Origin of the sequence: Thermococcus indicus (genome assembly GCF_006274605.1) — an archaeon.
Classification (GTDB): domain Archaea; phylum Methanobacteriota_B; class Thermococci; order Thermococcales; family Thermococcaceae; genus Thermococcus; species Thermococcus indicus.
Genome location: NZ_CP040846.1, coordinates 1627119 through 1640859 on the forward strand (window position 1 = coordinate 1627119; position 13741 = coordinate 1640859).

Genomic DNA, 13741 nt, shown 5'->3' on the forward strand with positions numbered 1-13741 from the left:
CACCGAAGGTGGCGTGCCTCAACATGTTGGAAAAAGACCAATCAGCCTTCCAAAAGTCCAAGACAAGAGAAGAGAAAAGTTCAGAGGGCAAAAAGCCCTCACTGCTGCGGGCAGACGTCCTGCTCCTTCGGCGGGTTCGGGTCGAGGCCCTTCCTCTGGCGTATCTGCCTGATGATGTTGGTGGCCAGCTCTCCCGGAACCCTCTTGAAGCCGGCGTGCTCGGTGCTCCAGAGGGCCCTTCCGCTGGTGGCGCCGCGGATGGCTCCGGCGAATCCGAACATCTCGGCGACCGGGGCCTCCGAGATGATGATCATGACCTCGCCCTCCTGCCTCATGTCGATGAGCTGGCCGCGCCTCTGGTTGATCTCCCTGCTGACGGCACCCATGTACTCGTAGGGCACGTTGATGATGACCTTCTGGTAGGGCTCGTAGAGGATCGGCTGGGCCTTCATCATGGCGCACTGGATGGCACCCCTGATGGCCGGGTAGATCTGGGCCGGGCCGCGGTGAACGTTGTCCTCGTGGATCTTGGCGTCGTGCAGGCGGACCATGACCTTCATAACCGGCTCCTTGGCGAGCGGGCCCTCGTCCATGGCCTGGTGGAATCCGTCGACGAGGAGATCCATGACCTCGTTGAGGTACTGGATACCCTTGGTGTTGTCGAGGAATATGTTGCCGTGGTATATGTCAACTATGCCCTTGGCGACCTCGTAGTCCATGCCGAGCTCGGCGAGCTTCTTGGCGACGGCCTTCGGGTCCTTCGGCCTGCCCTCGGGGATGAGTCCCTCGTGGATGGCCTCGTATATCTCGTCCGGAAGCGGCTCCACGGTGATGTAGAACCTGTTGTGCTTGTTCGGGCTCTTTCCTTCGACTATCGGGCTGATCTTGCTGACGCTCTCGCGGTAAACGACGATCGGCGGGCTGACATCGACGTCGAGCTTCCAGTCCTCCTTGAGCTTGACAAGCTTGACCTCGAGGTGGAGCTCACCCATACCGCTGAGGAGGTGCTGGCCGGTCTCCTCGTCAATCTTGACGTGGAGCGTCGGGTCCTCCTTGGCGAGCTGGCGGAGGGCCTCGATGAGCTTCGGAAGGTCCTTGACGTTCTTGGCCTCGATGGCGACGGTAACGACCGGCTCGCTGGCGTAGTGGAGGGCCTCAAACGGCTCGATCTGCTCCTGGGCGACGGTCTCGCCAGCCATAGCATCGCGCAGTCCGGTGACGGCGACGATGTTACCGGCCGGAACGGCCTCCATGTTGACCCTCTCGGGACCCATGTAGATACCGACCTGCTGGATCCTGGCCTTCCTCTTGGCGTTGATGAGGTAAACCTCCTGGCCGGTCTTCACGGTACCGCTCCAGACACGGCCGGTCGAAACCTCACCGGCGTGCTTGTCAAGGATGATCTTGGTGACGACCATGGCCATCTTGCCCTTCGGGTCGCACTTCATCATGGCCTGGCCAACCTCACTCTCAATGTCGCCCCTCCAGAGGTGCGGGATCCTGTACTTCTGGGCCTCGAGCGGGTTCGGGAGGTGCTTGACGACCATATCGAGGACGACGACGTGGAGCGGAGCCTTCTGCCTGAGGGTCTTGAGGTCGCCGCTGTTGGTGAGCTCAACGATGTCCTTGAAGGAAACGCCGGTCTTCTTCATGTAGGGAACGCTGAGGGCCCAGTTGTAGTAGGCACTTCCGAAGGCGACGCTACCGTCCTCGACCTTGACGAACCACTGGTTCTTGAACTCGTCCGGGGCGTACTTCTTGATGAGCCTGTTGACGTCGGTGATGATCTTGGCGAACCTCTGGAGGATGTCGTTCGGGCCGAGCTTGAGCTCCTTGATGAGCCTGTCCACCTTGTTGATAAAGAGAACCGGCTTGACGTACTCCCTGAGGGCCTGTCTCAGAACGGTCTCGGTCTGGGGCATGACACCCTCGACGGCGTCGACGACGATGATGGCACCGTCGATGGCACGCATGGCCCTGGTAACGTCACCACCGAAGTCAACGTGACCCGGGGTGTCGATGAGGTTGATGAGGTAGTCCTGGCCCTCGTAGGTGTGAACCATCGAAACGTTGGCCGCGTTGATGGTGATACCTCTCGCCTGCTCCTGCTCGTCGAAATCGAGGACGAGCTGCTTTCCAGCTAACTCCTCGCTGATCATTCCAGCGCCGGCGAGCAGGTTGTCGCTCAGCGTCGTCTTACCGTGGTCAATGTGAGCGGCGATACCCATGTTCCTGATCCTCTCGGGCTGGGTCATGAGCTCTTTAATCTTCGCAACCATCTCTTCCCTTCTTCCCATTTACACCACCTTCTAACCTGATGAGCTTGTTCACCACTCACTTAAAAGGTGCGGTTATAAAGCTTTTCCCGGTTGAGAAGCGGCAGCGCGGGAACGCGTTCAAACTACTTAAGGGTTTTGGATGAAAAAATCCCCCTCAATCAAAGAATGCCCTCAGAAACCTTTCAACCCGCTCCCTCACGTCGGCCCTCGCGTAAACTCCCCAGCGCCAGTGGGTGTCCTTCAACTCAACCAACGAGCGGACGAGCGGCGAGACCTCACTGAGGCGCTTCAGTCCCCTTTCGGTCTCCACAAAGGCGTTCTTCTCCTCGAACTTGGGTTTGGGGGGATAGTCAACGATGACGAGGTGTCCGAACTCGGCCTCAAGCTCCCTCCGGAGTTCGGCGACAGCGTCCACCCCCGGGTCGCTGGCGCTGTAGAGAACGCGCTTGTAGAGTCTCCTGTCGTCCACCGCCCGAACGAGCTCCCGAACCTCCGCTCTCTCACTCGCTCTGAGCCGTGCTATCAAATCAACCTCGTCCATGGTGCGTATTTCATCGGAGGGAATCCCTTCGAGCTCAACGGCCGTTATGAGCATGGCACTTGCTATCTTCGAGACGTGGTGCTGGTAAACGGTGGGATACATCATGCTCCTCGCCAGGAGCAGGTTCTGGGCGGCCATTACTCCCTTCCCCCCAACGACGAGCATGCCGTCCCTCCACAGCAGGTTCCTCACGAGCCTGTCCAGATCGACCAGGCCGTAGGCCACGCCGGTGTAGTAGGCGTCCCTCACCAGGTAATCCATCCTGTCGGCGTCTATATCTCCGCTCACGAGGGGGTGCTTGAGGAGCTTGAGGAACTCCCTCACGGAATAGCGCTCCCCGATCACGTCCCCGATTTCGCCGTGCATTATAAACCACTTCGTGTTCTCCTCGTGCCGCGGGTAGAGGGCCTCAAGCGTGTGGCTGAAGGGATAGTGGCCGAGGTCGTGGAGCAGAGCCGCGTAAACGGCGCCTTCCTCGATTTCAGGGTTGTGCTCGGTTATCCTCTTCGCAAGATAGAAAGTCCCCAGGGAGTGTTCGAAGCGCGTGTGCCTGGCCGAGGGGTATGCGAGAAAAGCCAATCCGAGCTGGGTTATTCGCCTGAGCCTCTGGAACTCTGGGGTATCCACAAGTCCGACCGCAAAGTCATCCAGCTCGATGTGGCCGTGTATGGGGTCGTGGACGAGCTTCACTGGGAACCCTCAGTAGACGTTTTCTCTCTTCCCAATTTTCAAAATTCTCACTATTCTCTCGCTCTTCTCATACTCAAACAGCACTCTGTAATCCCCAACCCTAAGACGGTAGATGTTTTCATACCCCCTGAGCTTTTGGACGTCTAGGTGAGCCAGAGGAAAGAAGGCCAGCTTTGAAATCCTGTCCTTTATTAGATCCCTCTCGCTCCTTGGAATGCTCTGAAGTTCTTTCAAGGCCTTCTTGCTTATCAGAACCCTGTTTTCAAAGCTCATCTTTTACCACGTCCCATTCAAGGAACTCGTCATTTCTGCGCTCCTCGATGGATTCTCCCTCCCACTCTTCAGGCTCAACCTCCTCGATGAGCTGGAGGTTAACCTCGACAAGTTCTCTCAAGAACTGCTCTATCTCCTCTATCCGGTGGATAATCTCACTGAGAGTGCCTTCCATTCTCTCACCTCGGGCATTGTTAGGGATTCAAATAATTAAAATTTTCGAGCCTTCAGCTCCACGTCTCGGCTATGACGTCGTGCTTGTGGATGCTCTCGTTGCTGATGACCTTCACGTGGATCTTCCCGTTGAAGCGCTCCTTGGCTTTGGCGAATATCTCCCTGGCAACGTCCTCGACGAACTTAGGGTTGCTGTGCATCCCCTGAACGACCGCGTTCTCGTCCACCGTCTTCAGCAGCGTGTAAGTCGGGTGGCTGAAAGAGCTTTCGACGACGTCTATCATATCCTCCAGCGCTATCTCCTCGTCGAAAGCAGTCCTGACCTCAAGATCTCCAATGGCTCTCTGGATGTGAGTCTTTCCGGCGTTGTTGGCCATGGCGTGGGGGCAGGCGGTGTTGCCTATCACCTTGACGCGGAGAACCTTCTCAAAGGAGCCATCGTAGTTCTTAATGACCCCAACCTCGACGTCGTAGGGCTCGTAGGTGGTCTTTCCACTGGCCGGGGTTTCCCTCGGAATGATGAGGTGGGTTCTTATCCACACCTCAGCCCTCTTATGCGGGTGCTTGCCCTCCAGGCGGCCGATTATCGCCCTGCCAAGCTCTTCGAGCGAGGAATGGGCCTCCATAACCTCCTCCTCGACGGCCTCGCTCATGGCCTCGGTTATGCTCTCAACGAGCCTGCTCATGTGTATCCCCTTCTTCTCCTCGGGGACGTCGATGGTTATCTCGAAGAGCGGGAGGAACGTGTAGACCTTCCCCTTCCAGTTTATCTTCGCAACGCTCCTCAGGTTGGTGATTCCGACGCGGTGAAGGCGCTCCTTTATTTTCGGGGTCTCCTCCTGGGTCTCAAATATCGGCATTAGCATCACCCTCACTTTTTGGTTAGGTTGTTCTAACCGCGGCCCCTTTTAAAGCTACCCGCTACCTGAGGAACTCCATGAGTCTGTCGTAGCTCTCGCGGGCGGCAGCGACGTCCCCATCGCTCAATCTCTCGGCGTACCTGGCTTTCTCGAAGAGCCGGGTAAGAACGTCCAGGTCCTTGAGGTCTGGGAATATCTCCTTCAGCCTCTCCTCGTGCTCCCAGTGGGTCCAGCTGCTCTGGTACGGGTAGCCCTTCTCTACGAGACCAGCGACCACGTTCTTGTACATTCGAATAACCTTTTCCGCGGGGGTTCCCTCTATGGCGTCGTAGGTTAGTCCCGGTTCGAACTTGACCTCAGGCATGGGCCGGGATTTCCTCCTTCTCCTGGCGGTGAACACGATGGCCACGAAGAGAAGGAACGGAATCAGGTAGGCCCAGCCCGGGAACTGCCTCCACACCACCACGAAATCGCCGGGGGTGACGTTGTACCAGACTCCCTCGAGGGTTCTGCCCACTTCCCCACCATCCACCAGCTTCTCCGGCTCCCTTTTGAAGAAGAGCAGGTACACCGCGACCATCAGCGCCAGGAACGTTATCATGTCCGCGAAGATGTTTCTCTTCCCCTTCCTCGCGCTGCGGGTGTTGAGATGGCCCTCGATGGCCAGCTTGACGACGTAACCGGCGGCACCGAAGAGGAAGAGCGCGGAGAGGAAGAAGTACCACTCGAAGTTAAAGGCAGTCGTGCCGCCGTGGACTGTCGATGACTGGAGCAGGGAGAAGATGACCACGAGGGCAAGCATGGTGAGCGCTGTGGTTTTCTTCTGATCCATGCCCATCAGTGAATGTAACGTGCACGACTTTAAACCTTTTCCCCATTCGGCACGCACACGGACTCGAGGAGGTTCCTAACGTTTCCTGCGATTTTTCTGTCGAGGATAACCCCCCTCCGTGCTATGAAAACTTCCCTGCCGATGCGCGACAGCTCGTACCCGACTATGCCGAGGGGCGTGCCGTCGAAGAAGCTGAAGGTCTCCACTCCCTCCTCGAACATGTCGGGAAGCCACCCGTTGTACTGCCCCCTCAGCCTCGGGTAGACAATGAGCGCTCCTCCGCCGGAGATGCGGGAGTAGGAGTAGGCCTGGTAGAGCTCGCCACTGCTCCTGACGAGCTTGCGCCACCGGGTATCGCCCATCTTCACACTCAGGTTCCTGTACTTCACCTCCAGAATGCACCTGCCACCAGGCATCTGAACGAAGATGTCAGGCCTCGGGGGACCGAAAGTGAACACCGCGCCCATTTTGGCCTCTATCTCAGATGCGTTCCTGACGATATGAGGTAGGGGCTGCTGCCTGTGAACCCTTCCCCTCCCGGAGAGGGCCGTTAGGACAGTGTGGTAAACGAGATCCTCGAACAGGCGGTCCATCTCTATGAATATCCCTGGAACCGTAAGACCAGGTGAAAGCTTCCCAAAGCCCGCGAGTATCATAGTTGCCAGGTGGAAGGTCGGCCGAAACCTCTCATTCAGCGGGTTGAAGGTGACCCTCTCTATGTCCCCCTGCCTGAGCGGGCCGACGTCGGCAAAGTATCGAATCAGAGCCTCCGCGGCCCTGGCTATGCCCTCCCACGCTGAAACCTCCACTACCACCTCCAGGGCCGCCTTCAGAACCCTGTTGAGGGCGGTGTCCACGTCGAGAACCGTGTGCCTCACCGGAACGTCCCTGCTGAGGGGAGGTCTTCTGGCAAGGCGCGAGAGGAGAACCCTCCCCCGTATCGTCTGGAGTTTCTCCTCGACCTCCGAGTACTCCCTGTAGAGGCCGTGGAAGAGTTCCCTGCCCAGGAGGTATGCGTAGAGATACAGGAAGAGCTCGTGAACGCCTCCCTTGCCCCTCGTGTACGTCGATACTGCCTCATCGATCTCCCGCCTTCCCAGCCCCAGTCCGCCGCTGAGGTTCATCAGGCTGAGGAAAAAGCGCAGGGAGCGCGCCTCGTCGGGGTCGCGTTTGTAGGGCCTCGGGAGAACCTGGATCATGAAACTCGGCTCCCCCAGGTGGTAGGCGAAGCCCACGCTGCCGTGGGCCCTGATGTAGTACTCCCCCCTCCGGGTGTCGTACTTGAGGCTCAAAACCTCGTGCTCCCTGCCGTAAAGCCCGTTTATGACCTCGAAGAACTTCTGAAGGCTCTCCGGGGTTACGTCCACCCCCGCGGTGCGGATCGTGCTGAGGTACTTCCTCTGAAACTCGTAGAGGGTTATCCTCTTCATTCCGCCCTCACCAGCCGACGAAGGGCCTCCATGAAGGACTCCATGTCCATCATCACTATCCTGCCCCTGTCGTCTATGAACTCGAATCCAGGATAGAACGACCCCAACTGCTCCCAGCTCCCGTAGAAGTACTCCTGGAAGAGGGGCAGTATCTTGTGGTAGAACACCAGGTAGAGGTCCTCCTCGGGGTTCTCTGACGAGGCTATGTCCAGGAAGTAGCCGTGGCCGATGGTGTAGTCCTTGCCCTTCTCCCTCTCGATTATGGAGTTCAGCCTCGAGAGAAGGTGTTCGAGGTTCACCCCGCCGACTTCCATTCCAGCCAGCAGCTCTGGCCTCGGAAGAATCTCGTAGAACGCGAACCTGCGCCTCAGGGCTATGTCGAGCAACGCTATGCTCCTATCGGCCGAGTTCATCGTGCCGATGATGTAAAGGTTGGGCGGAACGGCGAAAAGTTCGCCTGAGTACGGAAGCCTGACTATCGTCTCGTTCGGACCGCTAAGTCTCTTGTCGGGGTCGAGAAGGGTTATCAGCTCCCCGAAGATCCTGCTGATGTTTCCACGGTTTATCTCGTCTATGACCAGGTAGAACTCCCCCCTCGGTGTGAGCTTCAGGTTTTCTCCCGCTTTCCTCCGCTCAAGGAACTCAAGAACCGCTTTTTTCATCTCCCAGTACGTGGCATTCTTTTTCCTGAACTTCTCGGGCAGGGAGTCGTATATCGCCTCTATCGCGATCCTCTTGAAGACGCCATCGACAACGTCGTAGGTAACCCCCCCGCTTCCCTTCGTCGGCCGGAAGCCCTCAACGAAGTCCTCGTAGCTGAATGACTGGTGGAAGGAGACGAACTCCGGCTTAGCGGCCACCTTCCTGGCCAGGTAGGTCTTTCCGGTGCCTGGGGGGCCGTAGAGTATGACCTGCCTGAACCTCCGGAGCAGGGCCCTTATGGACTCCACCTCGGCTCCGGTTTCATCCGATTCAGGGGATGCCATTTCTTCCCCGTGGGCCTCACCCGTGCCCCAGTGTATCCTGTAGAGGTAGTCCACGTCCCTGCGGAGGTAGTAGTAGAACCTCTGCCCCATCGCCCTGTAAGATGTCCTTCCGAAGTATAGAACCCTGGAGTCGTCGGAAACCCCCGCATATTTTGGATCCACGACGCCGGGTACGTATCTTCCAAGCGAGAAAAATCCCTCAAAATCGTCCCTGCTTATCTCCCCCACCTCGAGGAGGCGTTCCAGGGGCACCATTCCGGCGTTTATCCCTTTACTGTGGACTCCAAATACAAGGAACAGCCCTTTGGATGTGAACCTAAGGTAGATCAGCTCGCCGGGTAGAAGGATGCTACTACTTTTCTGCGGGGAGAGCAATATTAGCTCCCGGTTCCCTTTGGTTCCAAGGACCGAAACAAAGGACCCATTTTCCAGAATGTGCAGATCTCCAACAGTCTTCTTACCACTTGGGGACACCCTGGTGCTTGCAAGAAGTTCCATTCCCTCCCAGAACTGACGGGGGGTGTAGTACGGAAACAGGGGCAGGGTTATTCTGCCCACCCTGAGCTCATGTCCACCTTCGGTTTTCCATGTATGAAGAACATAGACTGAATCTTTGTCGTCGGTGATTGAGTGAAGGTAGGCATACCCATCAATAGGTGTAGGAAGTCTTACAACTTCTATACCTTCTGGTGAGATGTAGTCCAGATATGGATCGCCAAAAACTATGATTCGTCCGTTGGGAGTAAAGCTTACGTACAGGGGTAGTTTTGAAAATTCTATCACCCCTGACTCCTTCTCAGGCTCCCTTGAAGTGGCAGGGTAAATGATCACCCTTCCGGGACTGCATTTTGTGAAAACTATGAACTCGTTTTTTCCGGAAAGGAGAACAACCTCATCGGCGCATGTAATGGGCACTCCTCTTTCCCACCCCGGAACGACTGCTCCGTCTATGTCAAAAACGTGGAGGAACCTGGAGTCATCTTCAAGCCTCACAACGACCGCTATGTGGCTTCCAGTTGAGGTTATGGCCGCTTCTTCGATAACGAAGCCGAATTCATCGTACTCGGTTTTCAGGAATGTGTTGATAGAATAAACGGAATTCCTCAGGGGCTCTATATCCATCATTACGATCACCAAAAGAAAATCGGAACCGCGGTATATAATATTTGCGATGGAGATCAGCCCCGTTCGGTTTGCTCAAAGAGGTAGTAAACCGTCCTCAGGGGGATGCCCATGCGGATGCTTATCTCCTTGGCCGGCACCCCCTTCATCAGGAGACTCTTAACTTCGCGGATGGTTCTCTCGTCGTACTTCCGCGGCCTTCCGCGGGGGTAGCCCTCGGGAACGAGTTCTATGCCCATCTGGGCGAGCGCGGCGATGACCCTCTTGGAGACCTTGGGGTAGAGGCTGGGAGGGCAGGAGATTTTGCGCACGTTGGGTGCCCGCTCGAGTATTCTGACGAGTATCTCCTTGGTGGGGCGGAGGTTAATGTAGACCTCGGTGACCTCCTCGTCCAGGGTCTCCTGGAGCTTTGCTATCAGCTCCGCATTGTTGCGCGCCTTTATCTCCACCCTCATACCCTCACCCCTGGAGGAGGGCCAGGAACTGTTTGGCCTTGTCGCTCTTGGGCATGAACTTCTCGAACTTCTTCGTGTCAGCAAAGAGCCTCCTGTGCAGGCCGGAGATGACGAACTTCTTCACGGCCTCAACCAGCTCGTCGGCCTGAATGCCGAGAAGCTCCGCGACTCTGTCCTCGCTGTACTCGCTCATTCCGTAGAGGAGCACTCCCCCGAGGAGGTGGTTGGGAACGTTGGCTATGTCCTTCCTTCTCCCGACGAGGGCCTTTTCCATCTCACACTTCCTTATGAGGAGCATGCTGCCGTGGCCCGTTCTGAACCCTTTCTCGTCGGCGAAGGGAAGGTCGAATATCGAATAGTGACAGTCGATGCAGAGCCTTATGTCAGGATAGAGGCCCAAACTTTCCCTGTCGTTCTCGGAGGTCAGGAAGTAGTAGCGGAAGAGGTCGAGGCCGAGCTTCCTGGCGCCGTTCTCCGGATCGAGGATGGAGTAGGCCAGGGCCAGGTTGTCAACCGTGTAGTGGTTGTTTATGAGCACCCCACGCGTCTTGACGAAGCTCAGCACACGCCAGCGGAAGCGCCTCCCGTACCTCTGGCGGAGCTCAGCCTCTATGTCCGCATCGGCGGGAAGGTCGAGGCGGGCCTTCTTCAGCCGGTTGTTCTCCCAGTACTCGACCTCTATCCTGAGTCCGCGGTTCCTGACGGTTCCCTTCTCGCGGAGCTTGCCCTTTATGAACTTGAACGACTCCCTGACGTCCACGCTCTCCCTGGCGAGCAGACGGAGGACGTCGCCGGAGTAGGCGAGGTGGGGAAGAACCTCAACGCGCCCGAGTTGAACCGGGTTGGGAACGGCCTTGATCCGCTCAACGTTCTCCCTTGTGAGCTCCCTGAGGCTCACGAGTTTCTTCCCCATGAAGAAGGTGTAGTTGGCGGAGATGAGTGCGAGGGCCATCTTGTGGGCGGTTATGGCCGAGCGGAGCCTCTCAAGGGCAAGGACGCGGTTGCGCTTCTTCTTGTATATCCACTGGATGTGGGGGTCCTTGTTCTTTTTGTCCGAGAATCCGGCCGAGGGTGTGGTCTCACCCACGCGCCTTGAGAGGTCGTCCTCAAGCTCCTGAAGGAGCGAGAGATTCTCCTTTAAACGGAAAGAGATGGACGGGACGTCGAAGGTCTCGAATAACCCGTCCATGTCTATCCCGATATCGTCCAGTATCTTGTTAACCTGTGCGACGAGCTCTTCAGTCGTCGTCATGGCAGCAGATCACCGCTGTTTATCTTTTCAGGAAGGTATCTCTTGGCCACGAACTCAAGGCTCTTGTTGGCGAGGGCCTGCTGCTCTATCCTGACCCCCATCTTAACGGCCATCTTGAGCTGCCTCTGCCACTCCCTGTTCTGGAACCAGGGGTACTCCATCTCCTCCAGGATTCTCTTGTAATCCGCCGTCGGGCCGCCCTTCTTGTTCGGCGGGATTCCCTTGAGCTTCTCAGTGACGTTCTCAAGGCCGTAGCGCTTTATGTCGTCCATCGTCATTCCCACGAACTTCGCCTCCGGGGTTGCGAGCTTGTCGCTCAGATAGGCGAGGTTGATGGAGCCCTGCTTTATGGTCGAGTAAATGTACCAACCGTAGGGGTCACCATCGGTGAAGACTATAATGGGAAGTCCTTCCTCGTAGTGGAGCCTGTGGATGAGCCTCCTAACTCCACGGGAGGCCTGTCCCTGTGTGGCTATGATTAGAGCTTTTTCCTTCTTCGGGAACTTTTCCTCGATGAGACGGTCGGCCATAGCGGCGGTCTCGACTACGAGGGCGTAGTCAACGTTTATCTCCGGGAACTGAAGGTGCTCGACGGTTCCGGGAACCGCCCAGCCGCCCATACCAAGCTTGCTGGTGTTGAACTCGTCTTCACCGTCTCTGATCACGATGTCGCCGTAGATGTAGCCGCGCCTGTCAGCTGTGAGGTGCATCTCCTCCCTCAAAACGCCCATCATTCTCTCGAGGTCCTCTATGATGGGGTCGCTCTCGCGCTGGTCCTCGAAGGTGTTCTCCTTCGTTCCGGGGATGGTGTGCTTGTTGGCGTAGTAGGCTTCACGAAGGCTCGCGTGCTTGTTCTCGCTTACCAGCCTTTTGACGTAGGCCATTATGAGGAGCGTCTGCATGAACTTCCTGGCGTGGGCGACGTTGAGGAAGTATCTCCTGGAGAGCTTGTCGCCCATCCTGATGACGCGCCTCTTCTCGTCGAAGTAAACGTTGCCGATGCCGCGCATGGGGATGTCAAAGTAGGGGTTCTTTCCGATCTTTATGTCCTCAAGGATTCTCTTTCCGTACTCCTCGAGCCTGGTGAGCACTTTGGTCGGGTCATAGGAAAAGCGCTCCCTCGGCTTCTCGCGCCTGACTGCTTTGGGTTTAGGCATTCTCGCTCACCTCCTCAGCTCCACCTGCCTCCTTGGCCGCGAAGTGGCCCTCTATGTAGGACAGGAAGTAGTTCTTAACCTCCTCCTCGGGCTCCCCGGTGAGTACGCTCAAGGCTTTAGCTATCTCGGGCACGTACTTTTCGAAGGTCCTCCTCCTCTTGGCCTGGTGGAGCCTGCGGTGCTTTCCGCTGAGGTAGGTCTGAAGCCTCCTGGCCGCGTCCATTATCGCCAGCCTTATCTCGTTCTGAATCTCCTCCACGTTGGCTATGCTCTGCTTTCCTGTGCCGGTGTAGGGCACGTGGACGCTGATGACGTTTATCATGAGCACGAGGGGGGCGCGGTCGAGGTCATCAACCTTGTAGCGCCTCCAATCAACGGAGCGCGCCGCCAGCGTCGTCACACATGAGCCGGCATCGAAGAGCAGCGGCACGCGGTTAGCGTAGCGGAGGAGCTCGAAACCTCCGGGAATCTCACCGCCGTAAGCGAGGCCGACCTCGACCTGGAATGGGATACCTCCGGAGTAGACCTTCGGCGACCTGGTAACCGCGGTGACGAACTCCGGCTTGAGGATGTTGGTGAGGCCCTTCTCTATGTTCTCCTCGCCGATGGGCCTGAGGCCGTGGGTCGGCGGGGCCAGGAACTTCATGTACCTGAAGGCTTCGACTATCTCCTCGGCCTCGTGCCAGCTCAGCTTCTCGGGGGGCTTGTCCATGAGCTTCGCAACCTGCTTTACGACCTTCGTGTAGCCCTTGAAGGAGCGCAGGACGGCCTTTACCTCGCCCTTCATGAGCCTCTCGTAGAGCTGCTCCTGGACGTTCTTGTCGTCCTCCGTCTTTATGAGCCTCAGCGCCGCGATGTACTCAACGAGCTCGTCGATTTTCTTGTCGCTTATCCTTGAGAACTCCCCAACGAGGAAGCGCTTGACGGAACTCCTCCTCGTCTTCTTGGCCATCCTGTAAACGTCGTCGGTGAGGACGCCACGCGGATGGGGCTTCATCTCCACCGGGGGCTCGGGAATGTCCTCGCTGGAGCGCGGGAATACTATGAGTTTTCCGTCAGGTTCAATTAGCTCTATGTGGGCGTGCGGGTTGGCTATCGCGGTGAGCTTGAGGTACCAGTAGATGCCCTGCTTTGAGCGCACGTAGCGGACGTTCTTTACCTCCAGCTCTATCCTCGTCCCGCGCCAGCCCTTCGGGTTGGGGTGCTTCTCCTTCTTGACGATTTTACCCTCGTTCCTGTCAACGTCTATCTTAACCCATGCCTCAATGATCCTGTCGTCGCCCGTGGAGGTAATGACGCGCGTTGCCTTTCCGCTCGTTATCTGGGCGAACATGACGGCGCCGCTTATACCGATACCCTGCTGGCCGCGGCTCTGTATGTTCCTGTGGGCCTTCGTACCGGCCAGCATCTTACCAAAGACGTGGGTTATGTACTTCTCGGGGATTCCCGGTCCGTTGTCCTCCACTATGACCTTGTAGTGCTCCCTTCCAAGCTCCTCTATCTCCACGCGGACGTAGGGAAGTATGCCAGCCTCCTCACAGGCGTCGAGTGAGTTGGTCACTGCCTCATGAATCACCGTGGTGAGGGAGCGTATCTTGCCCGTGTAGCCGAGCATTGCCGCGTTCCGTCTGAAGAACTCGCTGACGCTCTGGATTTTGAACTCCTTAAACAGCTGATTCGCCTCGGCCAT

Annotated in this window: 12 protein-coding genes; all 12 read right to left on the reverse strand. The window is 57.2% G+C overall.

What is annotated here, in order from left to right:
* Nucleotides 1–98: 98 nt before the first annotated feature.
* Complete coding sequence (locus tag FH039_RS08830; protein WP_139681017.1) at nucleotides 99–2297, reverse strand: elongation factor EF-2; 2199 nt, start codon at nucleotides 2295–2297, stop codon at nucleotides 99–101.
* A 136-nt stretch (nucleotides 2298–2433) separates the two neighbouring features.
* Nucleotides 2434–3510 (reverse strand): HD domain-containing protein, encoded by a 1077-nt coding sequence (locus FH039_RS08835; protein ID WP_139681018.1) that lies wholly within the window; start codon nucleotides 3508–3510, stop codon nucleotides 2434–2436.
* A gap of 9 nt (nucleotides 3511–3519) precedes the next feature.
* Nucleotides 3520–3783, reverse strand: coding sequence for a type II toxin-antitoxin system RelE family toxin (locus FH039_RS08840; protein WP_139681019.1), 264 nt, complete (start codon nucleotides 3781–3783; stop codon nucleotides 3520–3522).
* Nucleotides 3773–3958 (reverse strand): hypothetical protein, encoded by a 186-nt coding sequence (locus FH039_RS08845; RefSeq protein ID WP_139681020.1) that lies wholly within the window; start codon nucleotides 3956–3958, stop codon nucleotides 3773–3775. The genes FH039_RS08840 and FH039_RS08845 overlap by 11 nt, the downstream gene beginning before the upstream one ends.
* 52 nt (nucleotides 3959–4010) lie before the next feature.
* Nucleotides 4011–4817, reverse strand: a complete 807-nt coding sequence (locus tag FH039_RS08850; protein WP_139681781.1) for a GTP cyclohydrolase IV — start codon at nucleotides 4815–4817, stop codon at nucleotides 4011–4013.
* Between the two features lie 61 nt (nucleotides 4818–4878).
* Nucleotides 4879–5655 carry a DUF4129 domain-containing protein gene (locus tag FH039_RS08855; RefSeq protein WP_240703205.1) on the reverse strand — a complete coding sequence of 259 codons (777 nt, stop codon included), beginning with the start codon at nucleotides 5653–5655 and terminating at the stop codon, nucleotides 4879–4881.
* Nucleotides 5656–5678: 23 nt separating this feature from the next.
* Complete coding sequence (locus FH039_RS08860) at nucleotides 5679–7079, reverse strand: 5-methylcytosine restriction system specificity protein McrC (protein ID WP_139681021.1); 1401 nt, start codon at nucleotides 7077–7079, stop codon at nucleotides 5679–5681.
* Nucleotides 7076–9190, reverse strand: coding sequence for an McrB family protein (locus FH039_RS08865; RefSeq protein ID WP_139681783.1), 2115 nt, complete (start codon nucleotides 9188–9190; stop codon nucleotides 7076–7078). Before FH039_RS08865 ends, FH039_RS08860 begins: the two co-directional genes overlap by 4 nt.
* Before the next feature lie 53 nt (nucleotides 9191–9243).
* Nucleotides 9244–9642, reverse strand: coding sequence for a DUF1699 family protein (locus FH039_RS08870; protein WP_139681022.1), 399 nt, complete (start codon nucleotides 9640–9642; stop codon nucleotides 9244–9246).
* Between the two features lie 4 nt (nucleotides 9643–9646).
* On the reverse strand, nucleotides 9647–10894 hold the full coding sequence (locus FH039_RS08875; protein WP_139681023.1) for a DUF530 family protein: 1248 nt from the start codon (nucleotides 10892–10894) through the stop codon (nucleotides 9647–9649).
* Entirely contained in the window at nucleotides 10891–12051 is a 1161-nt protein-coding gene (locus FH039_RS08880) for a DNA topoisomerase IV subunit A (RefSeq protein WP_139681024.1), read from the reverse strand. Before FH039_RS08880 ends, FH039_RS08875 begins: the two co-directional genes overlap by 4 nt.
* Complete coding sequence (gene top6B, locus FH039_RS08885; RefSeq protein WP_139681025.1) at nucleotides 12044–13741, reverse strand: DNA topoisomerase VI subunit B; 1698 nt, start codon at nucleotides 13739–13741, stop codon at nucleotides 12044–12046. The genes FH039_RS08880 and top6B overlap by 8 nt, the downstream gene beginning before the upstream one ends.

Excerpts from the sequence above, each read along its gene's own strand:
- FH039_RS08830 (WP_139681017.1), bottom strand. The coding sequence starts at position 2,297 with ATGGGAAGAAGGGAAGAGATGGTTGCGAAGATTAAAGAGCTCATGACC.
- FH039_RS08840 (WP_139681019.1), bottom strand. The coding sequence starts at position 3,783 with ATGAGCTTTGAAAACAGGGTTCTGATAAGCAAGAAGGCCTTGAAAGAA.
- FH039_RS08845 (WP_139681020.1), bottom strand. The coding sequence starts at position 3,958 with ATGGAAGGCACTCTCAGTGAGATTATCCACCGGATAGAGGAGATAGAG.
- FH039_RS08850 (WP_139681781.1), bottom strand. The coding sequence starts at position 4,817 with ATGCCGATATTTGAGACCCAGGAGGAGACCCCGAAAATAAAGGAGCGC.
- FH039_RS08855 (WP_240703205.1), bottom strand. The coding sequence starts at position 5,655 with ATGGGCATGGATCAGAAGAAAACCACAGCGCTCACCATGCTTGCCCTC.
- FH039_RS08860 (WP_139681021.1), bottom strand. The coding sequence starts at position 7,079 with ATGAAGAGGATAACCCTCTACGAGTTTCAGAGGAAGTACCTCAGCACG.
- FH039_RS08865 (WP_139681783.1), bottom strand. The coding sequence starts at position 9,190 with ATGATGGATATAGAGCCCCTGAGGAATTCCGTTTATTCTATCAACACA.
- FH039_RS08870 (WP_139681022.1), bottom strand. The coding sequence starts at position 9,642 with ATGAGGGTGGAGATAAAGGCGCGCAACAATGCGGAGCTGATAGCAAAG.
- FH039_RS08875 (WP_139681023.1), bottom strand. The coding sequence starts at position 10,894 with ATGACGACGACTGAAGAGCTCGTCGCACAGGTTAACAAGATACTGGAC.
- FH039_RS08880 (WP_139681024.1), bottom strand. The coding sequence starts at position 12,051 with ATGCCTAAACCCAAAGCAGTCAGGCGCGAGAAGCCGAGGGAGCGCTTT.
- top6B (WP_139681025.1), bottom strand. The coding sequence starts at position 13,741 with ATGGCCGAGGCGAATCAGCTGTTTAAGGAGTTCAAAATCCAGAGCGTC.